The 26,622-nt window shown below is 43.6% G+C and carries 17 protein-coding genes and 1 pseudogene; 10 read left to right on the forward strand and 8 right to left on the reverse strand.

Annotated features, from left to right (window positions below):
* The gene (locus L3V35_RS02835; protein ID WP_237298302.1) at positions 1–9,177 is read right to left on the reverse strand and encodes an RTX toxin; all 9,177 of its coding nucleotides are present in this window, start codon (positions 9,175–9,177) and stop codon (positions 1–3) included.
* Positions 9,178–9,431: 254 nt separating this feature from the next.
* On the opposite strand from L3V35_RS02835, the gene L3V35_RS02840 reads away from it, so the two are divergent.
* Positions 9,432–11,279 carry a M3 family metallopeptidase gene (locus L3V35_RS02840; RefSeq protein WP_237298304.1) on the forward strand — a complete coding sequence of 616 codons (1,848 nt, stop codon included), beginning with the start codon at positions 9,432–9,434 and terminating at the stop codon, positions 11,277–11,279.
* 92 nt (positions 11,280–11,371) lie between these two features.
* Here L3V35_RS02840 and L3V35_RS02845 read toward each other — a convergent pair whose 3' ends face one another.
* The 3 genes and pseudogenes from L3V35_RS02845 to L3V35_RS02855 all read right to left on the reverse strand — a co-directional run.
* Complete coding sequence (locus tag L3V35_RS02845) at positions 11,372–11,683, reverse strand: hypothetical protein (protein WP_029222415.1); 312 nt, start codon at positions 11,681–11,683, stop codon at positions 11,372–11,374.
* A gap of 197 nt (positions 11,684–11,880) precedes the next feature.
* On the reverse strand, positions 11,881–12,915 hold the full coding sequence (locus L3V35_RS02850) for a porin (protein WP_054545742.1): 1,035 nt from the start codon (positions 12,913–12,915) through the stop codon (positions 11,881–11,883).
* Positions 12,916–13,071: 156 nt separating this feature from the next.
* Positions 13,072–13,149, reverse strand: a pseudogene (locus L3V35_RS02855) (DUF3187 family protein); the annotation flags it as partial.
* A gap of 219 nt (positions 13,150–13,368) precedes the next feature.
* On the opposite strand from L3V35_RS02855, the gene L3V35_RS02860 reads away from it, so the two are divergent.
* Positions 13,369–14,163, forward strand: a complete 795-nt coding sequence (locus tag L3V35_RS02860; RefSeq protein WP_237298306.1) for a LuxR C-terminal-related transcriptional regulator — start codon at positions 13,369–13,371, stop codon at positions 14,161–14,163.
* 40 nt (positions 14,164–14,203) lie between these two features.
* Here the strand turns inward: L3V35_RS02860 and L3V35_RS02865 are convergent, their stop codons facing one another.
* A complete protein-coding gene (locus L3V35_RS02865) occupies positions 14,204–15,037 on the reverse strand; it encodes a RecX family transcriptional regulator (protein WP_054545743.1) in 834 nt (277 codons plus the stop codon).
* A gap of 234 nt (positions 15,038–15,271) precedes the next feature.
* Entirely contained in the window at positions 15,272–16,876 is a 1,605-nt protein-coding gene (locus L3V35_RS02870) for a mechanosensitive ion channel family protein (RefSeq protein ID WP_237298307.1), read from the reverse strand.
* A 252-nt stretch (positions 16,877–17,128) separates the two neighbouring features.
* Here L3V35_RS02870 and L3V35_RS02875 point away from each other — a divergent pair, with 252 nt between their 5' ends.
* From L3V35_RS02875 to L3V35_RS02895, 5 genes are all read left to right on the forward strand, one after another.
* Positions 17,129–17,377 carry a hypothetical protein gene (locus L3V35_RS02875; RefSeq protein ID WP_004731805.1) on the forward strand — a complete coding sequence of 83 codons (249 nt, stop codon included), beginning with the start codon at positions 17,129–17,131 and terminating at the stop codon, positions 17,375–17,377.
* Positions 17,378–17,728: 351 nt separating this feature from the next.
* Complete coding sequence (locus tag L3V35_RS02880) at positions 17,729–18,205, forward strand: hypothetical protein (protein WP_065207018.1); 477 nt, start codon at positions 17,729–17,731, stop codon at positions 18,203–18,205.
* Positions 18,206–18,300: 95 nt separating this feature from the next.
* A complete protein-coding gene (locus L3V35_RS02885) occupies positions 18,301–20,364 on the forward strand; it encodes a protein-disulfide reductase DsbD domain-containing protein (protein WP_237298940.1) in 2,064 nt (687 codons plus the stop codon).
* 3 nt (positions 20,365–20,367) lie between these two features.
* Positions 20,368–20,937 (forward strand): protein disulfide oxidoreductase, encoded by a 570-nt coding sequence (locus L3V35_RS02890; RefSeq protein WP_146456446.1) that lies wholly within the window; start codon positions 20,368–20,370, stop codon positions 20,935–20,937.
* A 127-nt stretch (positions 20,938–21,064) separates the two neighbouring features.
* Positions 21,065–21,784: a DsbA family protein gene (locus L3V35_RS02895; protein ID WP_054545746.1), complete on the forward strand. Its 720-nt coding sequence runs from the start codon at positions 21,065–21,067 to the stop codon at positions 21,782–21,784.
* A gap of 261 nt (positions 21,785–22,045) precedes the next feature.
* Here L3V35_RS02895 and L3V35_RS02900 read toward each other — a convergent pair whose 3' ends face one another.
* Positions 22,046–23,059 carry a succinylglutamate desuccinylase/aspartoacylase family protein gene (locus tag L3V35_RS02900; protein WP_054545747.1) on the reverse strand — a complete coding sequence of 338 codons (1,014 nt, stop codon included), beginning with the start codon at positions 23,057–23,059 and terminating at the stop codon, positions 22,046–22,048.
* Positions 23,060–23,435: 376 nt separating this feature from the next.
* Here L3V35_RS02900 and L3V35_RS02905 point away from each other — a divergent pair, with 376 nt between their 5' ends.
* From L3V35_RS02905 to L3V35_RS02915, 3 genes are all read left to right on the forward strand, one after another.
* A complete protein-coding gene (locus tag L3V35_RS02905) occupies positions 23,436–24,389 on the forward strand; it encodes a porin (RefSeq protein WP_237298309.1) in 954 nt (317 codons plus the stop codon).
* Between the two features lie 153 nt (positions 24,390–24,542).
* A complete protein-coding gene (locus L3V35_RS02910; RefSeq protein ID WP_017089881.1) occupies positions 24,543–25,433 on the forward strand; it encodes a DMT family transporter in 891 nt (296 codons plus the stop codon).
* Positions 25,434–25,501: 68 nt separating this feature from the next.
* Entirely contained in the window at positions 25,502–26,119 is a 618-nt protein-coding gene (locus L3V35_RS02915) for a glutaredoxin (RefSeq protein WP_004731823.1), read from the forward strand.
* A 157-nt stretch (positions 26,120–26,276) separates the two neighbouring features.
* Here the strand turns inward: L3V35_RS02915 and L3V35_RS25435 are convergent, their stop codons facing one another.
* The gene (locus tag L3V35_RS25435; protein WP_267136081.1) at positions 26,277–26,411 is read right to left on the reverse strand and encodes a hypothetical protein; all 135 of its coding nucleotides are present in this window, start codon (positions 26,409–26,411) and stop codon (positions 26,277–26,279) included.
* Positions 26,412–26,622 lie beyond the last annotated feature (211 nt).

A 26,622-nucleotide genomic window follows, 5' to 3' on the forward strand; every position in this document is an offset into this window, starting at 1 on the left:
TTACAGCGTTAAATTATTGTCTTCTATCATTTTTTGTAAAATTTGTGCTTCTAATGCACTGCTACTGTCGCCTTGATACAGATCGTCGTACGTGACATCGGCTAATAAGATGTTTTGTTGAACGTCTTCGTCTCCATTAGGTTTAATAGAAATGGTCACACCTTCACCAGATTCTTCTAAATCTAGATATTGTGTTGCCCCTAGCCCAGTATTAAGCCCTAGGCTTCCTAAAATGCCCGAGAGGTCAATTGCATCAGTGTCTGGAGACGCATCAAAATCTTGAACTACATCGTAGCTCGGGGCTTCTGCACTCCCTAAGCCTGAAGAGGCGAACACAAAATTATCAGAGCCCGTACCGCCAATCAGCAGATCGTTATCATCTGTCGCGGTAATCGTAGAATTCCCTTCAGCAACAAACTCAACCGATACCGTTTGAGGTAATCCTACCGCTTGGTTATTACCTATTTCAGCAGAAGGTTCGATGGTGAGTTCAAATGGTTCAACACCATCATAACCGCCAGTAATAGCCAAACTCGATACATCCGCTAAATCCACCACATACTGACCGTCAACCATCGAGCCGTGTGAGAACGTCAAACCCGCAGGTATATCGTAGATAGTAATAAAGCCCACTTCGGAATCGGCAGGGTTAACAAGAGAGAGATCTAAGTTAAGCGGAATCGTGCCACTCGCTTCAGCCACAATCGAAGAGTATTCAACACTCAATAACGGAGCATCAGGCTCTGGTGTGATGATAAGCGTCATATCTTGTGAACTTGGGTCACCCGTATCGACCACTAACTCACCGAGTACCGTATTTTGATCAACCGTTCGGCCTGTAATCGTAATATCAAGGTTACCAAACGCGTCGCCCGCAAAGAATTCGAGCTCATCAACAGAGCTTGCTTTAACGAGGATCGTCGCCTGTATGATGCCACCAACACTAGTGAAAGAGCTGGTTTCTGATCCAATTCGAATTCGATCTAGCCCAACTAAACCTGAAAGATCTGACGTGGCGTTTACCGTCACCGTTATCACCAAAAATTCATCACTGTTGGTTTCAAAGCTGTTGGCATCAAGAGGAATCACGATGCCATCATCTTCACTTCCAGTGAGCTGTTCAGGTAAATCGAAGAACTCAACTTTATCGCCGATAGGGTTTACACCAACGGTAAATTCAGATTCGGTATAACGAATATCTGTTGTGCCGATTTCCTGAGTAATGGCTTCAAGAACCAGATCCATGTCTCCACTAAAATCTCTCGGCGGTAAGATAACGAGATTAGCAAGCTGACTTGGATCGAGCTGCCACTCATAAGTAGGATTCCCATCAAAACTACCGCCATCAACGCCATTATTTGGAACTAATTCGTAGCTATCTCCTACTTTTATAGCAACAACCGCGCCTTCAGGCACGCCCTTCAATGAAAGCGACATGTTTTCAGAACCATCTTGGTCAATCAGCTCCGCGCTAAGTGATGACAGTGAAATGTAGTTGTCTTCGTCGCCTACTATATCCTCCGTCACCAAGTTCGCCGCATCCGCAACAGGTTCAACGGTGATCGTCACCACGGTCGTCTTGTCTTGAGTATCGGTTTCAACGACACAATCCGCTTCATCGGTAATATTGGCCGTCACCGTTAGCGTAATCTCACCACTGTAATGTTCTGGTGGTGTCACCAAAACATCACTTAATCGGCTAGGATCGGTTACCGTCCACGTACCGTTGCCATTGTCGACCAACAAACCAGTATCAGCAGGATACTCTGATAACGTGCCGCCATTTGATACCGTTATCGTCAGAGAGTTAACTGTCTCTTTACCGGTAGCACTGTTACCCTCTCCCGTGATTAACTGCCCGTCTTCAACGCTATCTCCAAGAACAAGCTCAAGATTAAGATCCGTGGCGATGTCTTCTTGAATCGTTGTCGAATCCGTGGCAACGGTGATGTCATCCACAACAGGCAAGACTTGAATACTAATAGTTTGAGCTGTCGTTACCGTCTCACCATTACACGGCGAGGTTTCAATCGTCTCTATCGTGAAATCAATACACCCAGCGAAGTCTTCGTCCAATCCAGTTAACGTCAATTTCGAGAGGCCATCGGCAGTGATCGAGTAACCAACTACTTCGCCAGACGCGTCATATTCAGCAATAACGCCATCTCCAGAAATCTCAACGCCTTCAGGAAGCGAATCGGCAGGAATGTAGAAAGAAATCGAGTTATCTGGGTCACTGGCTACATTGGTATTGAGCAAGCCCGTAAGATCGATATCTTCGCCTTCATTAGTCTTAATATCACCACCCGGTTGAATGGGACTTGGTGGGCCAACAGGGTCACAAGTACCGCCACCGCCGTCATGGCCAGTGATCTGAATTTGGAATGAAGTATCAATATACTTCGAATCTTCGCCATCAATCACACGAGCACGAACCACAATATCTAAAACGGGAGTATCGCTTGGGCTGGAGATCGTCATACCGCTCAAGATTTCTTGCGCCAACTCTTGGATAGAGTCACTCGTAAGACCGTTCGCAGAGATAATCCAGTTTCCTGAAATATCTTGAGCGGCTCCGTTCGGGTGATCGATAATCAACGAATAACCATCAGGCACATCGATCAAGATATAATCTAAGTATTCTGAGCCATCCATATCAGCGTCAACAAAAGTAACGGCATCAGACACGTTGACTGGAGAGCCGTCATCACTGATGTATAGCTGACCAGAGCTTTCTAAACGAGTATCTGACTCAACCCTCGCATCGACGGTGACACTGATTGATCCCGAGATATCTTTTACATCAGTCGAGCCTGTCGGCGAAGTGTCGGTAACTTCGTAGGTAATTGGGATCGAAAATGTACCGCTCAAATCTTCAGTAGCGGTTACTGACAGTCTTCCGCTACTTAAAAGCTCGGACAATGTTGGCGTCGTAGAATCCAATAAACTTTCTAAATCTAACCCTGAAACTGGCACTGCAATAACACTGCCATCAAAATAAAGAGTCAGATCAGCAGGTAGGCTATCAATCACATACCCCGTTAAAGACTCACTTCCATCAACATCTTGATTCACAGATGGCTCAAGGTTCAATCCAATTTTGCTGTCTTCAATACCTTGAGTACTAACCGTTTGGCCATCTTCTTGATCGACAATCGGTGCTAACTCTACCTTCAACGTCATCGGGAATTCGCCCGAATCACCATCAGGCTCTGTCGAGATAGCAATAACGGTCAGTTCCATCTCACCACTGAAATCAGTCACTGGCTTGAGATACAAATCATTAAGTTGTGCGTTAGAGACCTGGAATACAGGGCCTGTTACATCGTCAATGTAGGCGATGGTTAGCGACACGGGCTCACCCAGTGAATCCACCAGCAAGGTGCCGTCAGGAATATTGGTCAGGAGTATATTGATCTCTTCAGAAGCATCGTCATCGGTTGTTTGGACGACAAAGTCGAGTCGAATCAAACCATCTTCATTAAGAACCGATTGATTGCTGATGACTTTGGTATCGCTGTCATATTCCCAATGCGCATTTCCACCATCCACAACGATAGGTTCGTCTACGACACCTTTAAGGAAGATATTGATGGTTTGAGTATCGCTTAACGCAGTCACATTAACAGGGTCTAACGAGTCAATTGTCGATTCATAAGAAACGGCAGTCACGTTAATGAATAGGTCTTCCGTAAAGGAACTGATGTCTTCTTTTGGTATTAGATAAGCGGTGCCGTTCTCTATCGCTTCAGCAGAAACGAGATAAGTATTAGGACCAATTAAGTCAAACAATCCACCTTGAATCGCCCAGCCGTCTTGTACTTCAATTTGATAACTTAACGACTCAGAACCATCGGTATCAGTCAACGCACCATTGATTACGTTCTTGAGGAAGATGCTTTCATCTTCCAGACCTTTGTAATCTTTAACAGATAAAATTGGAGTATCAGCATCCGGTGAGATCTCTACAACGACAGTATTAACAATATCGGCCGTTTTATCATCGGGGTCAGCGAAGGTGCTTCCCGCTTCGGTTGCAATCGCAGTAATCTCAAACTCAAATCGACCTGCAAGGTTTTCATCAGCTCTGATTTCCATTTTGTCGATTTGGGTCTGGGTGTACTCTTTGCCTTCTTTAACCGCGTTTCCGTTCAAGGTGATATTCAGCCCATCTGGAATGCCGCTAATGGTGTAAGACAGTTCTTCAGATGTATCTTGGTCAACCAACTGAGCGGTGATATCTAATTTAATTGGATTTGCATCATCTTCTACGGATTGGTAGGTAAATACAGAATCTGACCAATCTGGAGCATCGGCCACCGGTAAAACAGAAACAGAGACATCTGCGGTCAGCTCTTTTGGAACCGTGTCAGTACTTATAATTGCATTGATCGCTAGAATAACCGTTGAGGTCGTATTCGATTCATGGAGTGCAGGTCGATAAGTTAACTGACCATTCGGGCCGGTAAACTGACTGTCAATCGCCGTTAACTGATTACCTGAAAGCGTCACCTTGCCATCAACTACTTGAAGTAATACGCCATCTAAATACAGGCTACCGCCTTGCAAAGAAGCTTCTGAGAACTCGATAGCCGTAACGGTTTCGCTTTGGTCCACGTCTCCAGTAGAAACACTCACAACAATAATGGCGTCGTTATCTTCTGTGGTTTCTGAATCTTCATAACGAATAAAGCCTTCGTTATCATCCAGTATGAGCTCCGCGTTACTAACCACTTCATCGCCGTCGGCATCTCGCACCAAATAATCAATATCATCGACGATCTTAGGATCGGCAGGATTGGTCGTTACATTGGGATTCGTGGTTAGTTGATAGCTACCATCAGGTGAAAGGGTAAATTGGCCGTATACGCTACCACTGTCAAAATCGTTGATTAGATCAATGGTTATTGGAGTATCAGCATCCACAAAGGTGTAGGTAGTACCGCGATAATCGAAACTTACAATAGTTGCTCCATCGGCACCTGCGAACTCTTCCGTTAGGAACTGCCCATTGAGGTCATCACCCTCAACCATTTCAATAGAACCGCTTCGTGAAGTTGGAATGGCATCCGTGACATTAACTATATAAATGGCAGGATCAGAACTGTCTCCATCCGCATCGTTGACTGTCAGTTCGAAATTGAGGGCTAGATTATTCTCTCCATCAGCATTTGCATGATCAAGAGGTGCATATAGGTTGCACTCTGTTGTGCCATCGTTGTTAAAACGAATTCGGAAGATATCGTTACCCGACGCATCTTGAGCGTAATACCAACCATCAGCATTCACTGCCTGCAATGAAATGGCTTGCCCACCACTGGTATAGCCTAATGCGTCAAAAGCATCGGTATTAACTGAAACTGATACGATATCGTCTGAGCCCTGAATAATCGCTATCGATGGACTTGGGTCTTCTGTGCCAGTTTGTTCGTTGTCACCAATGAGTCCATCTTCATCGACAGATATGCTGCCTACAATCGAGAATGCAGGGTCCTTACCATCGTATATTTTAATGTCTGATTCTTGCGTATCTCGAGAACCATCAGAGTCAATAGTGACGATAGAAGCTGGAATCGTCAGTTCGGTGTCTTTAGAACCCAAGCCATGATCAATTGACTGGTATAGCTCAATAACTACGTCTACGTTTGTTGAACCATTGGCTTCAAGGCTAAAGTCATCTGGTAGTTTGATTTTGAAGACAGCATCACCATTACCAAGAACAGCATCAAAAGTACCATTGCCGTTATCGCGCCAAGTCAGCGCTTCACCATTGCTGGTTACCGCTACACCATCGCTATCAAGAACAGCTTGGCCCGTGGTCACATCCAAACCTAAGAAAACCAGAGGGTCATTACCAGCGGTAACTACCAAGCTCACGTTTGCTGTTGAGCCAACTCCCGACGGTGTGCTATCCGCAACGGGGACTTCACTCAATTCAACCGTTCCAGAACCAATCGTTGGCTCACCGCCATCAGTCACCGACACATTCAAGGTTAATTTGGCTTCATCGTTGTCATCATCTCTGGCTGTAACAACAAAAGGTAGTTCGTCTGTAATATTATCTTGGTCAAGTCCCTTAAACAGCTCAAAGGTATAAGTGACATCAGTATCTGCCTCACCTAAAGGAGAGGTAAAACTCAAGGTGAACGCTTTATTTTCAGCACTTTCAGAGCCAACATAACCAGTAAGTTCATTTCCGTCCGCAGAGACCACATAGATGATCTGCACGCCCCCACTAAATAACTGCGGCTGATCTCCAACATCAAAAAATACAGACTCAACAAAATCACTTCCGACGTTGAGGTTGAAAGTGCCAGTATCAGAAACACTGCCGTGAATAAGGTCTGATTCATCCACTGCCGCATTACTAGTGGAAGTTAATACCGGGTCGACTCCATCCTGGATAATCCAATCAAACTGCCCTTGCTTTAAAGAAGTACCATCCAAATCTTCCCCATCAATAATAAGAGGCAGGGTGATGGAGTCGTTACTGATCAGGTGGTTTATAGGCTGTTCTAACACTAGGGAGACATCTGCTAGAACATCAATACCACTAGCGGCTGCACTCAACGTTAGCGTGAATATCGTTTCACCATTTGCTTGCGCGGTAATCGTTTTACCATCATTCACTAACGTGTAGGTTAGAGGGTACTCTTCATCTCCAGTCGTCAAGCCCAAGGCGTCTAGCTGCACCAGAGTATTAGCATTAAATACAATCGAAGCAGGATCTGGATTATCTGAGCCAGCGGAAACGGTAAACTGACCGACTACGGTTTGGACTCCATCAGACACATCACCTTCAGAGCTGGTCGTTGTCCCATCAACAACTAACCCTGCGTCACCATCAAAAATATCGATGACTGCAGTGCCACTTCCAAAGTCAGTACTGCTGTCACCTGCAACGTAGTTGAAAGTGATGTTCTGAGCAACGGTGTGATCCAAATTTCTGTTGGCGATAAACGTCCAGTGGCCATTTGAAAAAACAGTTAAAACCCCTTCATCCAAAGTAAATGAGACAGGGGTGCTACCGGATATTGTTTGGGTCGTGCCATCGACTTCGACACTTTTTATGGTTAGCTGAGTATCAAGATCGATATCGTTATTTAGTACATTTCCTGACGTGACCTCACCTTCTATCACATCATAAGACTCATCGAAAATTAACGGCTCCGAATCTTTGATGACAATAGGTAGATGACCTATAACGAGCTCAGTAGTACCGTCCGCATCCGTTTGTAAACCTTCAATAACTAGAGCAGTCTGAATTGAATCTAATCCAGCCTCTTGGTCAATCGCCTTATAGAAGTTGATATTTACGTTACTGCCAGATATGGCAGCATCGAATACAATTTCGCCATCGCTTCTTGTTCCGGTTAGGCTTTGTTTGTCACCTGATACGGTAATCGTTATCGACAAGCCTTGAGAAGTTAGCGACTCAGCTATAGTTTGATCTGCGCTAAACGAGAAGTCCGCAAAATCGATCCTAATATCAGAAGTTTGTGTTTCGTCTCCAAAAATACCGATGATGTTTTCCGAAAACACAACTGATTCAGGAAGAATAATCGTCGGCATGTCATCGATGGCTTCGTTGCCGACTGTATTGAAAACTTTTGCGTCGATCGTCCATTCCGCAGAAGAATTTAAGGTAGATATATCAATATTCTCCACCACCCAGTTACCTGCGGAATCAACAACTCCCTCGAACACCAGTGTCTGAGTCCCGTCGTTTACTTCAATGTAAACCGGTAAACCTTCTGCAACATTGGTTGTACCCTGCATGGTTGTAAGTTGGCCACTACGAAATGCCAAAATGCTAAAACCATCTAGCGTATCAATATCAATCACAGGGGAAACGGTATCAATAACAATTTGCCCAGCAGTATTTATCGCTAAAGCAGGGTTACCAGCAACATCAACCGTTTCAGCCTCAATTTGTATACCACCGTCAGCAAAACTTGTTAGATCGACGCCTTCAACTGACCAAGCACCATTAACGACCGTTGCCGTCAGCACAATGATATTCGTTGTACTGTCAGAAATACGGATATTGACCGTTTGACCGTCTTCAACGTTCTGTACCGTACCAAAGAATTTAGCGGATTGAATTTCGAAACTGTTGAGGACACCATCACCTCCATCATCAACACTCGCTGTAATATTCGCCAACGTGTCCTTAACAATGGTGTCAGTCGCCGTGGTAGGGTTTCCTGCAATATCGACGGTACTAGCAACGACAGTGAGCTCACCTTCGGCAAAGCTAGAATAATCTTGAGAGACTAGTGTCCAAGTGTCGCCTGAAACGGTGGTTGTATATTCTTGTGTGAGACCTTGGCTATCGGTAATAGAAATGCTTATCGTCTGGCCATCTTCAACATTGGCAACAGTACCGGCTAAAACCCCGTTGGAAATTTCGAATTGATTGTAAAACTCATCACCAAAGCCATCGAAGTCAACCTCAATGTTGGCTAATGTGTCTTTGATTGTGGAATCGTTAGCGGTAATGCTATTTCCAAAGTCATCAGCAATGATCGCGTCGACCTTAAGGTCACCTTCCGCGAGCGAAGAAAGATCGACGCCGTCGACGACATAAGTTTCGTTGCTAGTCACGGCAGTAGTGGTAACGGTGTTGCCGTTAACATCAGTGATGGTCAGAACAACGGTACGCCCGTCTCGAACATCCACAGCCGTACCCGTAATCGTGACACCAGGTACTTCAAACTGGTTCTCGTAACCATCTCCGCCATCTAATATATCAACGGTTAATAGTGCACTAGGTAACAGAATATCAAGGTTACCTTCATTCGATGCTGTATCTTCTTCGACATATTCTGTAGGACGCGTATCAAAACCTGCCTCAGCGAGCGTTTCATCTAAGGTAGAACGAACATAAGCAATAAAAGAGGCACTGGAACTAGGTTGATCATTCACTGAGTTAGGCTGTTGAGGTGCGCTTTCAATGTTGTTAACGAGTTCAGTGACCACCTTTTCCAACTGTTGTTCAACTGCGGCTATTTGTGGCTCGGTTAGGGGCTGAGCCTCTTGTAAATTCTGAGGTTCAATGCTGACGACTTGCACACCTTCAACTTTTGGCTGCGTAGCTGGTAATTGAAGCCAAGTCCCATCAGGGAATACTTGCCACACAACACCACCAACTTCGATATATAAAATAGGATCCATCCTAAACCTCTTCCTTACAAAAACGCTGACCTTGAGAACATCAATTTACTCAATAAAAAGCCGGAGAAATCAGCACACTCTCTTTAGTTAATACTAGCAAACAACAAATCATTAACAGTTAATTAATTATCACTAATACGCTGTAAAGTAAACCGATAGGTTGTGACTTGCATTCAGTTATACCTATCGTCACAAAATACATTCAATGAATGTGTCATAATGTTGAAATTACTGGTTAATTTTCAAGGAATGTCATGACTGCAACGAACTATCTCAACCAATTGAATCAAAAGTATCTTGCGACTCATAAAGCGAAAGAAGACTTCTTTTGGGATACATATATGGGGATCAGTGACGACCACGATGGCTCGACACTCGCGCAGACTCAATGGACTGAATTTCTAAGCTCTACCGAACAAATTGCTGCTATCGAAACGCAACTAGCTGCTATCGATAAAATTCAAGATCCCCTAGAAAAAGAGAGTACGCTAACAGGCTTGAATGGTTGGTTAGCGACCTTTAGATCTCACGCTATTGAGTCTGAGCAGTCACAGAAGCTTAAAGCCGATCTCATAAAGTTTGAGGCTGAACTGTTTGAGAAAAAACAGAATCATGTGATGACTTACGTAAATGAAACAGGCGACGAAACAGAAGGATCACTGCCAGTTTTAGGTTCAGCAGTTAGAAGTAATGGTAATGAAAAAGTCAGATTTTCTGCACACCAAGCACTATTAGATTTAGAACAGTGGCTGCTGGCTAACGGCTTCATTGAGCTGATCAAAAAACGTAACCAATTTGCTCAATCACTGGGATTTAAAACCTTCTTTGATTACTCGGTGCTGAAAACCGAACAGATGACGACAGAGCAACTGTTTACGATACTGGATGACTTCGAAGCACGCACGCGTGATAGCCATCAGCAAAGCCTAGCCAATTTGGCAGAACAGAAAGGCGAGAATGCACTTCAAGCCCATAACTTTACCTACTCTTTTGCAGGTGACGTTATGAATGACCTTGATCCTTATGTTCCGTTCTCAAAGTCACTTCGACGCTGGATTGAATCTTTTGGTCGCCTAAACATCGAATACTCTCAAGCGACATTAAAATTGGATCTGCTTGATCGTAAAGGTAAGTACCCTAATGGTTTCTGCCATGGCCCTATCCCATCTTTCTACGATCAAGAAACTTGGGTAGCGGCTCAAGTTAACTTCACGAGCAACGCAAAGCCCGATCAAGTAGGTAGCGGTTATGATGGCATCAATACACTATTTCACGAGGGTGGTCATGCGGCCCATTTTGCTAACGTTAAAATGAACGCACCGTGTTTCTCGCAAGAGTTTGCACCAACCTCGATGGCTTATGCCGAAACGCAATCCATGTTCTGTGACAGCTTGTTAAATGACGCCGATTGGCTCAAACAATACGCGCTTAATGCAGATGGCCAAGCAGTACCTGATGAGTTAATCAAAGCAATCATCGATAACAAACAACCCTTCAGAGCTTATCAAGAACGCAGCATTTTAGTGGTTCCGTATTTCGAGCGAGCACTTTACGAATTGGCGGATGAAGATCTGACACCTGAAAAGATCACCGATCTTGCTCGTAGCAGTGAGAAAATGATTCTTGGATTGGCGAGTAGCCCTCGCCCATTGATGGCGATCCCACATCTGTTGTCGGATGAAGCGTCTTGCGCATATCAAGGTTACCTGCTGGCTCATATGGCTGTGTATCAAACTCGTGCATATTTCACCGATAAGTTTGGCTACTTAACGGATAACCCAGAAATCGGCCCTTTGTTAGCTAAGCACTACTGGCACAAAGGCAATAGCGTCAATCATAATGGGACAATCGAAAGCCTGACTGGGGGAGGTTTTAATGCCAAATACCTCGCTGACGAGTGCAACTTATCGCCAGAAGAAGCTTGGGCTATTGAGGAGCAAAAAATCAAACAGCTGTCGACAAGAGAACGATCACCAGTCGCTGATTTGAATGCGAAGATATCGATCGTTGATGGGGCCACCGAGTTGGCGAATAATGATAAGTCAAACCATCAGATGTGTGATGAGTTTGAACACTTTATCGTTGGGCAATACGGCCGATAGCGGGTGCTGAGCATCTATAACCAAGGTTGAACCAAAAGACCAAACGAAAAAAGGACGATAATTTATCGTCCTTTTTATATTCAGCGTTGGATCTATGCCGTGACACATATCGAGCGAGTTTCACAATTAAACTCAACATCAACAGAATCAACACTTCGCAATGATTTTCGATGAATGCCAAACACTTGCCCCGTCAAAACAATATAAAACTTCTCTGTTTTGAGTAGATTCCAAGCTTCATCAAGAGATTCAGCATAAACCTTGTTCTTGAGATCTTGCGGGCGAGTACCTGCTACTCTTCCATGTTTGCGCGCCAATTCAAATAATCCATTACGATTCGGTTTACACGTAAACAGGGTATCATTTCCGTAAATACTACCCTTAGCAGTAATGTTTTTAACCATTACATTTCTCCAAATAATAATTCCACTCGTAACACCTGAGTGGCATACCACATGTCGAACTGTGGATATTTAAACTGCGTAAAGAAGAGAATATGGTGTAAAGACCGGGCAAGCTATTACACCATTATCATCAAATTTCTTAGAAGTTCTTAAGTTCTTAAGTTCTTAAGTTCTTAAGTTCTTAAGTTCTTAAGTTCTTAGAAATAGTAGTAAGCTGCTGCGAATACGTGTGTTTCTTCGTCGTATTGCGCGCTAGTTTTACCCACACGGTAACCGTCTAAGTCTTGCTTGATATCAATACCCATGTCAGCGTTGTCAGCAATACGGTACATTGCAGCGATATTGATGTAAGAAGAATCTACGTCAGATTGACCATCTAATTCATTGCTGCTAGACGCGTAACCTGCTGCGATTGTTAGGTCTTCAGAAACTGTGTAGCCACCTGAAACGTAGTAACCCGTATTCTTAGCAGAATCACTCTCTTCAATCCAAGAGTTCATGCCTAGTTTAAGAGCACCAACCTTAACGTTACCTGTCACTGTGTAAACTTCGTAATCAGCATCGTCATCACGAGCTTCATAACCTGCGTATAGGTTGAATACCTCTTGCTCTAAACCGATGTAACCGTTAATGCCTTTATCCGCATCATTATGATCGTCACCTGTTTCAAAGTAAGAAATACCATAAGCGATACCGTTTGTTGCGCCTTGGAATTTAACAACATTGAAGCCGTCAGATGCATCACCAGCAGAAGCGCCAAACTCGTAAGTGTTATCGCCAGCGCCATCCACTTTGTCTAGTGCTGTGTCGTTTTCCCAACCGAATGAAGCAATACCGTAGCCAGTATCGAAACCTAACCATGCTTTGTCTACGTCTGTTGCTGGACCAGTATCGATACCGTTTGTCCAACCAGCTGTTGCTGCGTCGTTCGCAGATACGTTGTTGTCTGTCGTGTAGTTCACCATCAAATCAGTTTCGAAATAACCAACAATACGGTTGTTACGGTAGTTTACGGCAAGAGTAAGACCCGTTGCCCAGTCATCGTAGAACGCTTTAGAGCCAGTGTCGTAGTAACCACCAACACCGAAAGAGCCTGATACTGAGAATTGATCTTTGTGCATTGAATCGAATGCAAACATGTCTTCGTTTTGGCTGTTTTGGCTGCTTGTGCTTACTGCGAAAGCTGAACTTGAAATGCTCGCAATCGCAAGTGCTACTAATGTCTTTTTCATGATAACCACTACCTATATATTAATTCGGCCTTGTTAGTCCGGCCTTTTGGAGTGGCGCTATTGTTCAAAAAAATACGTTATTGATATACCGTAAATTTACTGAAAATTTTATAGCTTTGGTGAATTAAATTACATAATGATATGTTGATATGGCTTTTATATTGAGAATCGCAAGCCGAGCGTAAACCCGATATCCGTGCTGTTATCCATATTCCGGATGTTCTCAATCATCACGGGGTTTGTTAGGCAGAATTAAAATCCTGAGCCTATAAAAAACACCGTTCAATTAATGCAGTAAATGTACTGCTTATCATTCGACAATCTAGAACTAAGAGTTATAAAAAACTTAAAAATAGAACCTATGATATATATAAGAATCTTATCTTGCACTGAGCCACTCGAACGAATATCTTCTGAGTATTGACCTAATGAATATATCGAGAAAGGAAAAACGTGTCTGCTTTAAGCCTAAGCTTTGAACAGCTATTAATGAAACAATCAACCTCTCTTATTAATAGCGATCCTAAAAACTTTCAAACAACGTGGTCAGAAGCAAGCTTTGACGTACTCGATTGGTTCGGGATTGATCGTTTAACGCTTTACCCGAATTCAATGGTCTTACTTGAAGACGGGAAAACTTGTTCAGTATCCAAAGCAAACATACCTCCTGTCGATAAGAAAAGTTTGGTTGGCGGTAACTACCTTGATTACCTAAAGCTATTGAAAACCAATGAAACATATCTCACCTTTACCAGTGACGAACTCGTTTCAACCAAAAACTATGTGTTAAAGAAGATCTATAAAGAAGGGGGAAGATGGCACTGCATCATTCCTTTGCAGCTGTTTAACCAACGCTGGGGAGCATTGTCTTTCACTAACTTTCACGACAACGATACCACCTTCGACCTCGAAGACATCCAGCGCTTAAAGTTAGTCTGTGAACTTTGGCTCTGTTATTGGCAGCACTCAACGCTAGCGAGGACACTAAAGCAAAATGAGAATCGGCTAGCAGATGATAGTGAGAAACTATTATTACTCACCAAAAAACAAACCAAGGTTTTGGCTCTCATTGCTCAAGGGTTTAGTGCAAAAGAGTGTGCAGAACAGCTCCACCTTAGCTCTCGAACGATAGAATCGCATAAATACAGAATGCTTGGATTGCTCGATTTAAACAGCCACAATGACCTGATTCAATTCGCCTTACGCAATGGCCTAGGTCTTACAGAAAACCTACACACGACACGTTAAAGCAAGGCTATGCACACTTCTTTACGCATAATATTGATTGTTATTCGTTGCCTTCACTCAGAGCAAATTTGATTTCATCCGACGAAAAGCCTTTTCGACTTAACATTGCGTACGCCTTTGAACGCTCTTTGTGATCGTTGAGGTCATATGATTTCTTCTGCAGCTGTTCCAAACAAGATGAATAGAAATCCAGTTGCTCCTCATTAGTTAATCGGTCGACCAACGATGACAACTCGCTGGTGTCGATTTGTCGCTGTCTGAGCTCTTGCTGAATAGCAGTCAAGCCTTTGCCTTTACGAGCATATTTAAGCACCTCTTTTTCCAAATCAGCTTTCTCTGCCTTAATTTGAATATTACTTTTCAGTTCATGCGACTGCGTGTGCTGGTCAATCGCTACCTTCACCTGCTGGTAGCTAAAACCACGCTTTTGCAGGGTCGCGACCAGCTTTTCACGGCTCATGGTAAAACTTGTATAGTAATGGTTGATGCGATCTATCAAGATGGTTTGTTCATCAATAGACTTTTCGAAAGACACCTTATGGATTGCATCAGAAATCACTGAATCGGTCAGGCCTTTCTTCTTCAATTTTTCGACAATATATCGAGAACCGAATTCACCAGAAAAAGCTTGTTCCACGAATTGTTCTGCAAACACTTGGTCAGACTTGAGATACCCGAAGCCTTTCAGTGTCCCTAGAGTTTCATCGATCCATTCTTGATTGTCGGTTTTCACTTTGAGCTTCGCAACCAACTCGCTTTCCGTCATATCTCTCTGGGTTAGGTGCCACATCGCAGAGTTCATGACGCTTTCAATTCGTGTTGCTTTTCTTACCGTTGTATTTCTACTATTCGTTTTTTGCTGTGAATCATCCATTCGCTTTCAACTGTCCAAACTAAGCCTACCCCATCATAACGTAATTCTAAGGCGGTTGAGTGACATAAAAGAATGAAGCTCAATATAAACGGAAGCCAATAAAAATGGACGCTTATTCAGCGTCCATTTGATATCACATTAAGAATAATGGCTCTAAGCCATGCTTAGCTTTTTCGTATTAGCTTTTTTCGTAATCGCTCTTTTCGAAATTACTTCTCGTACTAGCTCTTTCGCTTAGTTCTCTTCGTGATTGTAAATATGCACATCTCGTTGAGGGAATGGAATCGTGATGCCTTCTTCATCGAAGCGTTTCTTCACGGTTTCCGTCACATCCCAATACACATCCCAGTAGTCATCAGTCTTAACCCAAGGTCGTACTACGAAATCAACTGAAGAGGTATTCAAGGTATGAAGCTTGATCATATGTTCTGGTTTTTTCAACACTAGAGGGTGCGCAAGAATGATGTCGTTCAATACCGCTTTCGCTTTATCGATATCATCTGAGTAACCAATGCCGAAGACCATATCAACACGTCTCACACGTTCTGCAGTGATGTTGTTGATCACGTCACCCCAAATCTTGTTGTTCGGGATCACCAAGCGTTGGTTATCGATGGTTTGAATGGTCGTCGACACTAAGCTCATGTCTTTTACTGTGCCTTGAACGCCGGCCACTTTAACCATGTCGCCCACATCATAAGGACGATAGATCAAGATCATCAAACCTGACGCAAAGTTAGATAGTGTGTCTTGCAATGCGAAACCAATAATGACACCCGCAACACCGAAACCGGTTAATAGTGGCGCTAGCTCAATCCCAATTTGAGACAGAGCGATAAGCAAACCAATAAACACGACCGCTTTAGATGCGATGGATACGAAGAACTCCTGCATCAATACGCTAAAGTCCATTTTAGAGTGCGAGACACTCTTACGAACGGTCTTACGAGCCACGTTAGCAATAAGGCGAGTTACGTATAAAATACCGAGAAACAGAGCGAGTTTAACGATAAATGAAGGCGTGTTGTCAAACGCCCATGAACTGAACGATCGAAGCCAGCTATCCAATAGATCCAGTGCAACATCGACATCCAACACATCGGCGTTAATGTCCCCAGTCGTCGCTAATAGAATGCGCTTGTACGAAGTGACATCCACACCAAACGGGGCCATCATAGAGATACTTGTCTCTAAGCTGGCAACCATTACACTGGTTCGTTCGCTGAAACGTATTAACTCAGTTTTTATTGTCGCCTTTTCGTCTTCACTAACAAAAGACAAGCGACGCTCTAGATCTTGACGCTGCGTGTCTGTATACAGGATCGCATTGGTCAGATATTGAGAACGAGAAACCAATGCGGTTTTTAACTGACTTTCCGCAGCCGATACATCAACGCCTCGACCTTTTGACCAACTTAAGGTTTTAGAGAGTTGCTGATAGTAATCATCCATCATTCCGATACGTTTTTGAATCAACAATTCAAGACGCTTTTTAGCATCACCTTCAGCCGAACGGTTGTCTTTGCTCATAGAGACAATTTTGACTTCGTTCAATGACAGTAAATGTTGTAAAAGATCTACCTGTTGGGCAAGAACAGCGTCTAAGCCTTCCTTCTTATCGGATGATAATTGCGAGGAAATCTCTTTACGTAGTGCTTGGTTCTTTCGTCTTAATATATCTTCTAGAAACGGCTTCTCAGCATCGTGTGCTGTTTCTAATGTTGTTAGGTCCAGCATTAGCTGGTCTTGTACTTCTGCTATTTTATCGACACTTTGTGCAAAACTCCCTGATGCAACAAACGCCAACATTAAAAATAGACAACGCCAAACCTTTATCATGTTAATTCCTATGAATGTCTAAATTGACCCCTTAAATAGTAGTAAAAAGAATATGGATAACAAGCATTTAAACGTATGTTGTGTTAAAAATTCGCAAAATATCAGTACGTATCTAATATTTGAGAGTTCCAATCCCCTCTTATGATCTGTAGAGTACGCAACCAACAAAGAACAACAGCCAATATCGTCACTTAAGCACATGCACAAAAACGCCTTAAATCCGATGTTAGCTAACAGCAAGAGAGCATAGAAATGAACAACGAACTTGATATTATCGAATCCTTAGAAGAACTAGAAAAGTTCCTAATCTCAGTGGAAGCTGGCGGTTTGGGTCTTGAAGGCGTTGAAGGTGTAGGCATGGCAACCAATAATTCAGATGGTCGTCACTTCGTTGCTGTATTCAACAGCAGCCACAAAGTTCTGCTCGCTCGCTGGATCACCAAAGAAGTTTTCGAAAATGGTAAAGACTTGGTACGTAATGGCCCTCGCCGTACTCACTAAGCCTTTCCAATAGAACCAACGATTAAGCCCAATAAGTTCCTATAAGATCTGTTGGGCTTTTTGTATCTCCTCATCGTGAATAAACAAATCGATACAGAATAAATTAGTTATAATTGCCGGTTGTTGTGAACTTTAACCAGAGCCCAATGTCGTATTCGCGTGAGTTGATGTTTATACGTCTTTTATCATGTATATGCCGTTTCCCGCGTTTATATAGTTTCTCTAGTTTATACATGGTTTCACTTTAACAATTTTATGACTTGTGGCGCGAAGAGAACTTATCTAAGCTAGCCACAATTCAATGAGCTCGCTTTAGCTATTAACTATTAACTGATTTGATTACTGACTAATTTGCTGAACACATCGCTACTTTTCTTACCCACACAGAATCGCCAACAAAAGCAATCGCTTTGGGCGCTTCTCCTTACCGGACTGGTTATCATAACTTGCCTGGCGAGTACGCTGTCTGCGAATAAAGTAACGGCTTCAGCTTCCTTAGTTGGACAATCAATATTTGTCGGCGCAGAAACCAGCAACCCACATGCTGTCATCGCATCTTTAGATAAAATGTCTGAGCTTTATGCCAGCGTTTTTGGTTCAGAAGCATCTAAAGCTCTGACAACACCAAATTCAAGTTCATGCAGCCTGAGTTCGAAAATGCTGACCTTTGCCGCCCCGAAAACCGGCTGGCTGATCCCATTCGTACTTATTATTGCTGTTGCATTTAACTTACCTCCTCACATCTCGAGATTATCTAGAGACAATCATCGCTCTGCTCGACCTACAAAACACCGCTTGCACCTAAAGCACTGTATATTTAGAGAGTAAATAACCGGGCTATTCCACCCTTTTATTTATTTTTTGGAGATACATTTGTGTACAACACACTACTAACTAAGTTTGTCGATTCGTTGGCATTCTACATGCGCACATGCGCAAAAGCTTTCGTCACTGCAATCTTAGTCATGACGTCATTTACCGCCCTGGCTCAAACCACGGGCTGGATAAGCGTGCCTGAGCATCCGCCAGTTAAGATGCGAATGATGTCGACGGGTGAACAGTCGGATAACGGCGGTACCGTTCAAACTGTATTGGACGTTACACTCGACGGTGACTGGAAAACCTATTGGCGCAGTCCAGGTGAAGGTGGCATTCCGCCAAGCTGGAATTGGTCTGATTCAACTAATATAGAGTCTGTAGATTGGCATTGGCCGATCCCTAAATACTACGAACAACTTGACGTAATGACGCTGGGATACAAAAAGCACGTAAGCTTTCCTGTCACCCTAACGTTGAAAGACAAAACGCAACCCGCTGTATTTAGGGCTTCTCTCTCGTTCCCGTCGTGCACCAATATTTGTGTTTTGACTGACTATGACATCGAACTCCCTATCGACACACAGCAATTGAAGTTCGATGAAGAAGCGATGTTCTTGTTCAACCAAGGCATGAGCCAATCTCCAAGAGAAGCGAGCCGGACTTCAGTGAACGGTCTATTTTGGGACAAAAGCAAGCAACAACTGGTCACTCAACTAACCAGTAACGAAGGCTGGGATAAGCCGATGGTGTTGATTGACGGGCAAGAAGTCATCGATGACTTCTTTGCTCAACCAACCGTCCATATCACCGGCAATACGATGACCGCGGTATTTGACGTCAGCAACTGGATAGGCGAAGTCGACTTAACGGATCGCACCGTTAGTGTCACTGTTTCAGACACTAATTTTGCCGAAGAGATGACGGCTCAAGTCGGCTCAGAACCTATTGCTTATCAAGCAAGTAACAACGGTTTTCTTGCAATGATCGGCTTTGCTTTGATTGGCGGTTTGATCCTCAATATTATGCCATGTGTGTTGCCTGTATTAGGAATGAAGTTAAATAGCATCATTCAAAATCAAGGTGCATCCAATCGACATATCCGACTCTCATTCTTAGCTTCTGCGTCAGGTGTCATTACATCATTTGCACTCCTAGCCCTTGGCATGACCGCTCTAAAATTGGGTGGCAATGCGATTGGTTGGGGAATCCAGTTCCAAAATGTTTGGTTCATCGGGTTCATGCTGATCATCACTTTGCTGTTCTCGATTAACCTACTTGGGTTATTCGAATTCAGACTACCATCAGGTTTAAACACTTGGATGGCGACTAAAGGCGACGACTCACATTCAGGCCACTTTATTCAAGGCATGTTTGCGACGCTGTTGGCAACGCCGTGTAGTGCTCCGTTCTTAGGAACCGCAGTCGCTTATGCACTTGGGGCAAGCTACCAAGAGTTGTGGGCTATCTTTATCGCACTCGGCATCGGTATGAGTGCACCTTGGTTGATTTTCGCGCTGTTCCCGAGTCTTACAAAACTGCTTCCAAAACCTGGGGCATGGATGTTCAGAGTTAAGCTGGTATTTGGCTTAATGATGTTCATTACCAGTCTATGGTTAGCAAGCCTAATGAGCCCATTCATTGGTAAATTCCCGACGATCCTGTTGTCACTGTTTATCGTGATTACAGTATTGATTTGGATTGGCCGTAAGTTGGGTCGCAAGGTACTTATTCCTATCGTCGCAACCACAACCTTGGTGTTTGGTGCTGCATTAATCGTAGGCAGTGTGACCGCAGACAATTGGGCGACACCGATTGTTGACGATCTCGCTTGGCAAAAACTAGATGCAAAACAAATCCCTCAATTGGTTGAGCAAGGCAAAACGGTATTTGTCGATGTGACCGCTGATTGGTGTATTACCTGTAAGGCCAACAAGATCGGCGTCGTTCTCCAAGACCCTGTCTACAGCCACCTACAGCAAGAAAATATTGTTTTGATGAAAGGCGATTGGACAACACCAAGTGAAAGTGTCACTCAATACCTACAAAGTAATGGTCGATTTGGTGTGCCATTTAATATCGTCTACGGCCCAAGCTATAAAAGCGGTATTCCACTGCCTGTCATTCTCAACAGTGAAACGGTCGTTCAAGCCATCGATGCTGCGAGATAACTAATGAAGACTCCCAACAATGAAGATAAATCTAGCACGACTGAAGACAGCGCTGTAAAGGGTGAAACCAAAAAGCCAAGTCGTCTTAAGAAGTGGGGAAAGGAACTGGTTTCAATGATATTGATCGTTGGCGTGGTTTCATTTGCGATGGACTTTTATCACAGCAGAAGCATGCCTCAGGGCGACGCGATTCCAATTGTGGGTCAATCACTCAAAGGCAAAGATATTGATGTTATCGAGCTAAGCAAAAATGGTAAGCCAGTCATTGTCTATTTTTGGGCAACTTGGTGTGGCGCCTGCAAATTTGTGAGCCCAACGGTCAATAGCTTCAACGACTCCCATCAAGTAGTTTCTGTAGCGCTTTCGTCTGGTCCAGACGAACGTGTACAGCGCTTCTTAGACGCCAAAGAGTATGACTTCCCTGTGATCAATGATCTCTCTGGATCGATCAGCAGAAGTTGGGGAGTCAATGTCACGCCAAGCATCGTCATCATCAAAGATGGAAAGATTAGCAGTATCGCAACAGGCGTTACTTCCCCGATAGGGCTCTGGTTAAGAACCTACTTTGCATAACTCGCTTACAAAGAAAAACTGAGCAAAGCAAGGCGAATAACTCGATTTAGCCCGTTTAACGAACAGCATTACCGTGAGCGCGACCCAATGAGCGCTCACGATTATCAAGAATTAGAGAATATATAGCATGAAAAAACATCTGATTAGTACACTGATTTTAGGCTCACTAATGAGCACCGCTGCCTTCGCTGAGTTGAGTACAGAGCAAACCCAGCAACTTGAAGAGATTAACCAATTTCTGAAAGAGAACCCTTCTACGATCTCTGGCTTACATACCAGCTTAGAGCAGTACGTAGCAGGGCAAGAACAGTCGAAGAAAGCTCAAGCAGGAAGCCATGATTGGTTATACAACAATGACGCTCACCCAATCACGGGCAACCCGGATGGCAAATCAGTCATCATTAACTTTACCGACTATAACTGTCCTTACTGTAAGCGCTTGGAAAAAGGCTTGGTTCAATTAGCCTCTGAAAATAGCGACATCAAAGTGATCAACGTGTACTTATCGTTTAAACAACAACAAGTTGCAGGGCTAGACACCAACGCGGCGCTATACGCGATGAAAGTATGGAAAGATAACCCAGAAGCATTCCCTGAAGTTAATAGATTGCTGATGGCCAAAAGCGGTATTCACTCGAAAAGCTCACTAGAAGCCGTTGCCAAGAAGACGGGAACAGAGGCGGAACTAAAAACAACTAAAGAACAAAACCAGGTTCTAACCACTAACCACCAAACGTTCAGTGCACTCGGCTTAACGGGCACTCCAACCATGATGATGAACGGAAATGTTTTACCAGGATATGTGCCTTACGACCGACTTAAAGATATCGTGGATGACGCTTTTTAATCGAGTGTAGATAGAGATAAAGACTCGAAAGATAAGTGAATAAAAGCCGACTCGCGCAAACCGCAGTCGGCTTTTTAATGAGCTTAAGATAATGTTTTCAATATTATTTTTGAAACAGAAAAGCAATCGAAGTGTCACTATCTTGCAATGGATTCTTAATTTACCCTCGCTACGCTAAAAGCTGTTCTGTCGATGAGTCAAAGACGTGTTAACTCAAGACAACTGTCCTTTGACCGAGCCTTGCTTGGTCTTTTTTTTTGCTTAACTCAGCAAGCGACAAACAAGCGCGCCCGGTTCCCTTAATGCATCCACATTATAGCTGAGTACACGCCCAGAAGATGGTGCGTGGTAGCGGCGACATTCATTACCGAACGCATCATATTGGATGGCGAGCAGATCATCTTGTTCGACACTTTGCAAAAGCTCGACCTGAGGCAGCACAAAGCCACCAATATCAGCGCGGATAGACACGACGTTGTTGCCTTCTATCCAGTCCATACTTGGCAGCTGCTTTGCCTCTAACGGGTCTTCACCATTAAGCATTTCATAGTAAGACAGCATATTAAAAACACCGTCCACGGCTCGTTGAATCATGTCAGGCTGAGTAAACTTACCCATCCCCACTTCCACCGTAATGCTCGGAATTCCACTTCGATTCCAAACCGTTTCAAGAATACCTGGGTCACCGGGATCATTGAGAACACAATCTGGCGTCATCAACCTTGCCATTTCAAGGCATTGTTCAATTCGGTAGTCAGCAAAAACATAGAGTGGGTAGACAGCGCCACGAGTTTGGGTATGCAGGTCAACGGCGAATGTCGCATTGTGTTTGAGTAAGCGATCCCACAGAGATGCGACGAATCGCTCCGCGGCTAAGCCGTGTGCATCACCCGGAAAAAGTCGATTAAGGTTGGCAGGGCAAGAGCCCGGATCCGAAGAGATAAAATCGCGGCTATGGTTTAACAGACCAGACAAATTCACAGTAGGCACTATCGTTACCGTGCCTTTTAATGTTTTGCCTACTAAATCTCGGATAATTTGCTGAGCAGCCAACACACCGTTTAGCTCATCACCGTGAATCCCGGCAGTGATCATCAACTTCGGGCCTTCTTGACTACCTTTAAAAACAGAGACCGGCATGTTCTTAGGTTGCCCTAACCCATCACTGGTTACTTGGAACCAAAACTGATGCTCTCCAATCGGTAAGTCTTCAACATTCAAAGAGCCTACAACCTGCCTGCCTTGTAAAACATCGCCTAAGTACTCTGTTTTCATCCAACGTCTCCATCTTGTTGAGCAAAATTTATTCTTTTCTATATTTTTGCATCATAGAGGATATCTTAATCAGTACAAACAGTTAATAAGATGAACGAGCTCTGACTTCCCCATAATACTCACTCATATCATCATCACTTCCCCTAAATAGAAACTCGCAAAAGTAACTACACAAAAACAGATAAGTTGTATAACCATTCACAAACCACTCAGTCTATTGAAATAAAAGTGCAATAAAATCAACACTTAAAAAGTTCCCTATTCACGAAAATGTAATTTTATAGAAATGAAAGCTTAATTTAGCTGCTCTAAATTAGCTTCATATCGAAACGGAGAGCACATTGCTCACGGATTTTAAAATACAAGGTAAGTGATTATGAAAAAGGCAGTTCTAGCTTCTGCAGTGGTAGCGGCACTAGTTTCGGGTTCATCTCTAGCAGCAACAGTTTACAGCTCTGATGGTACAGAACTTAAAATTGGCGGCCGTGCGGAGGCTCGTTTCAACGTATCTGACAACAACGAAAGCGCATCTGACAGTTCTTTCAAAGACAAGTCACGAGCTCGTCTAAATATCTCGGGTAAAACTCAAGTTTCAGATGAACTATACGGGTTTGGTAAATATGAAGCTGAATTTACTGGAGATACGGCAGTTGGAGTAAATGGCGAAAAAACAGATTCACTTACTAACCGTTATTTCTATGCAGGCCTTGGTACAAACTTTGGTGAGTTTTCTTACGGTAAGCAAGATTCTTCACAGGTAATGCTGACTGACATTACAGATACAATGGCAACATTTGGTGCAGATGCTGCTGATGCCGTTGATGGCAACAAAGATAAACGTGAGAATAACTTCCTTTACTCTGGTGAGTTTGACGCGTTGACAGTGCAAGCGAACTACATCGCCGCAAATGAAAAAGATGCCGATAGCTTTGGCCTCGCTGCTATGTACAACCTAGGCGCTTTTGACCTTGGTGCGGGTTATGTTTCTCAAAAAAATGGTAACTTCGATGACGATCAAATCAACCTTGTAGCTCAGTTCTCTATGGATGCATTTACTGTTGGCGGTCTATACACAATGGCTTCAGTTGCAGATGAAGACTACACAGGCTACGAGCTTTCAGCTATCTTCAAGGCAACTAAACAGCTATCACTAATTGGTGTATACAACTACGGCGAGTTCGATAAATCGGCTGACGAAGAAGCAAATAACTTTGCTATTGAAGCGGTATACAAGTTTAACGGCCACATTCGCACATATGCTGGTTACAAGTTTGAACAGCTAGACAATAAAGATGACCAACTACAGGCGGGCATTCGCTACGACTTCTAATCTAAATCGGCTTTAGATACAGACTAAAAGGTTGGGCAATAGCTCAACCTTTTTCATATTCAAATATTCTGACTAACTTCATCAATGCTTTTTCTGGTTAAGTGGTGCTAAATCCGTATCATAGGTGAACCACATCAAATAATTAGAAGCATCATGTCACAACACCATCCGATCCAAGGCGCTAGCTGGATGCTAACCGCAGGCCTAGCCTTTGCCGTCATTAACAGCCTAACTCAAATCGCTAGCATTCATTTCGGACTTACTTCTACTACCGTTGCCGTCATTCAATACGCCATCGCGTTGTTCGCTATTCTTCCTTATCTGAAAACGCTGGGCATTCGCCGCGCGCTAAAAACCGACAACCTCAAGTTGCATGTATTCCGTGTGTTTTTATCGGTGATTGGTATTCAACTTTGGATATGGGCGCTGGCTTACCCAGTTCCTATTTGGCAAGGCATTGCCCTTCTCATGACGTCGCCACTGTTTGCAACCATAGGTTCAGGGCTTTTCCTCAAGGAGAAAGTGGGAGCTGCTCGCTGGGGCGCGACCTTAGCAGGTTTCGTGGGTGCGATGGTGATTCTAGAGCCATGGGCTGAAGACTTTAACTGGGCAACGCTACTACCGATTGGCGCCGCTTTCTTTTGGGCATGCTACTCACTAATGGTGAAAAAGCTCTCTTCACAAGACAGTCCTTCAACTATGGTGGTCTACCTTTTACTATTGATTACGCCATTTAACATCCTACTTGCTGCGCCAGATTGGCAGACTCCAAGCGGCGGTACGATTTGGGCTATCTTAATTGTCATCGGTGTTATGACGGCACTCGCTCAGTGGGCAATTGTAAAAGCCTACTCAGTCGCTGATGCTTCATTCGTACAACCATTTGACCACGCAAAATTACCGCTAAATGTCCTAGCAGGTTGGATTGTATTTAGCTGGGTTCCACCGGGTCGTTTATGGCTCGGGGCTGCTATTATTATTGCGTCAGTCGCATTTATAACGCACTGGGAAACGAAAAAGCCGTCAAAACTGAAGAAAGTTTAGGGTTAGTGAAATAAATAGTTCAACTGTCCGTTCTATATGGATAAGAGAATTCAAACGAGGCCGTAACCATGAAGAAACCAGTCAAGATTACACTATACCGTTGGGCAGGCAGCTGGGGTCCATTTAAAGTTAATATCCCATGTGGGGAATGTACCCTTACCAAAGACATTCTTAAGGATACTTTTGAGAATGAATTATCAGATGTCGATGTCGAACTGGAAGTGAAAGATTGGTTGTCTCACTGGTGGGAGCCTCTAAAACTGGGCTCTTGGCATGCTCCAATCCTTGTTGTTGAAGGCAAGGTTGTAAGCCAAGGCGAAGCGCTTAACCGCGGTGTGTTAGTTCAATCCGTGATCAAAGAGTGGACCAAACGCGACAGCCTAAAAGGCAACATCGTTTATGGTAAAGCGACCTGTCCATTCTGTGTTAAGGCAAAGAAAATGCTTGATGAAGCGGGTGTTGAATACCAATACCACGATGTTGTAAAAGACAGCGCAGCTTTGTATCGCATGATTCCAGAGGTCAAAGCGCACATTGGTGAGAAAACACCAGTAACCGTTCCTCAGATCTGGCTCGATGGTAAATACATCGGTGGAGCGGACAACTTAGAAGCGTGGATGAAAGAAAATGGTTTAGATACCATTCCAAATAACGTTGTCGACCTGTCCAACCAATCGGCAGGCTAAACTCACACAGAGTTACAAATCCGATCGTGAATTAATCAGTGTTTTTTTGTGTCCATCCACAACAAAACGAGCGATGACCTTCATTAATCGCTAAAACGCAAAAGGCCTTAAACTTCATCGAGTTTAAGGCCTTTTTAAATTCCGTTTTTGAAAATGCTTATTTCGCCATTTTCTTCATCATTCGCTTAAAGAACGACGGTTTCTTTGGCTTTGACTTGCCATACAATGCTTCGTGCATCATGTTTTTTGCTACCATTTGACCAAGGTATGCGTGGCCTAGTTCGTAATTCATGCTTATCTCCGCACATAATCGATTTTCTTATGCGCGGATTCTACACTTAAAGCGCCCAAAAACAAGATCTAAATCACACTTTGATGCAAGTAAATCATCCTATTGCAAAATCCGTATTCTTGTCTCTGCATCAGTCAGCATTGTATCGTTATATCAATGAGTTAATGTTAAGCCCGTCTAACCTTGATTCACCATCCCCATTTGCAATCCA

The sequence above is a fragment of the Vibrio sp. L5-1 genome, from assembly GCF_021728315.1.
In the GTDB taxonomy this organism is placed as follows: domain Bacteria; phylum Pseudomonadota; class Gammaproteobacteria; order Enterobacterales; family Vibrionaceae; genus Vibrio; species Vibrio splendidus_K.

What these genes read in the sequence shown, in the direction of transcription:
- L3V35_RS02865 (WP_054545743.1), bottom strand. Translation starts at nt 15,037, where the DNA reads ATGGATGATTCACAGCAAAAAACGAATAGTAGAAATACAACGGTAAGA.
- L3V35_RS02905 (WP_237298309.1), top strand. Translation starts at nt 23,436, where the DNA reads ATGAAAAAGGCAGTTCTAGCTTCTGCAGTGGTAGCGGCACTAGTTTCG.
- L3V35_RS02835 (WP_237298302.1), bottom strand. Translation starts at nt 9,177, where the DNA reads ATGGATCCTATTTTATATATCGAAGTTGGTGGTGTTGTGTGGCAAGTA.
- L3V35_RS02840 (WP_237298304.1), top strand. Translation starts at nt 9,432, where the DNA reads ATGACTGCAACGAACTATCTCAACCAATTGAATCAAAAGTATCTTGCG.
- L3V35_RS25435 (WP_267136081.1), bottom strand. Translation starts at nt 26,411, where the DNA reads ATGAATTACGAACTAGGCCACGCATACCTTGGTCAAATGGTAGCAAAA.
- L3V35_RS02915 (WP_004731823.1), top strand. Translation starts at nt 25,502, where the DNA reads ATGAAGAAACCAGTCAAGATTACACTATACCGTTGGGCAGGCAGCTGG.
- L3V35_RS02895 (WP_054545746.1), top strand. Translation starts at nt 21,065, where the DNA reads ATGAAAAAACATCTGATTAGTACACTGATTTTAGGCTCACTAATGAGC.
- L3V35_RS02900 (WP_054545747.1), bottom strand. Translation starts at nt 23,059, where the DNA reads ATGAAAACAGAGTACTTAGGCGATGTTTTACAAGGCAGGCAGGTTGTA.
- L3V35_RS02845 (WP_029222415.1), bottom strand. Translation starts at nt 11,683, where the DNA reads ATGGTTAAAAACATTACTGCTAAGGGTAGTATTTACGGAAATGATACC.
- L3V35_RS02870 (WP_237298307.1), bottom strand. Translation starts at nt 16,876, where the DNA reads ATGATAAAGGTTTGGCGTTGTCTATTTTTAATGTTGGCGTTTGTTGCA.
- L3V35_RS02875 (WP_004731805.1), top strand. Translation starts at nt 17,129, where the DNA reads ATGAACAACGAACTTGATATTATCGAATCCTTAGAAGAACTAGAAAAG.
- L3V35_RS02910 (WP_017089881.1), top strand. Translation starts at nt 24,543, where the DNA reads ATGTCACAACACCATCCGATCCAAGGCGCTAGCTGGATGCTAACCGCA.
- L3V35_RS02890 (WP_146456446.1), top strand. Translation starts at nt 20,368, where the DNA reads ATGAAGACTCCCAACAATGAAGATAAATCTAGCACGACTGAAGACAGC.
- L3V35_RS02885 (WP_237298940.1), top strand. Translation starts at nt 18,301, where the DNA reads ATGCGCACATGCGCAAAAGCTTTCGTCACTGCAATCTTAGTCATGACG.
- L3V35_RS02850 (WP_054545742.1), bottom strand. Translation starts at nt 12,915, where the DNA reads ATGAAAAAGACATTAGTAGCACTTGCGATTGCGAGCATTTCAAGTTCA.